Source organism: Shewanella electrica (genome assembly GCF_022321485.1).
Classification (GTDB): Bacteria; Pseudomonadota; Gammaproteobacteria; order Enterobacterales; family Shewanellaceae; genus Shewanella; species Shewanella electrica.
On sequence record NZ_JAKOGG010000381.1, the window covers coordinates 1 to 264 of the forward strand.

Consider the following 264-nt stretch of genomic DNA (forward strand, 5'->3'; position numbering starts at 1 on the left):
TGGCATCGCTGTGGTTGGCATTTTCCTGAAGATAGGACGGGAGAAAGGCGAGGTCCAGAGTCTTCGTGATGCCCTGGACAATATTAAGACGAAGGGCCAGGAGGCCCCTTTTACACACTTTGACCCATCATGCCTGTTCCCTGCGTGCCGGGACTATTGGACCTATCACGGCTCCTTCACCACGCCGCCCTGCGAGGAGTGCATTGTGTGGCTGCTGCTCAAAGAGCCCATGACTGTGAGCTCAGACCAGATGGCCAAGCTGCG

Annotated in this window: 1 protein-coding gene; it reads left to right on the top strand. The window is 56.8% G+C overall.

Features of this window, described 5'->3' with window-relative positions; genetic code table 11:
- The coding region (locus L9G74_RS20970; protein WP_238898689.1) for a carbonic anhydrase family protein at positions 1-264 on the top strand (264 nt) is incomplete at both ends.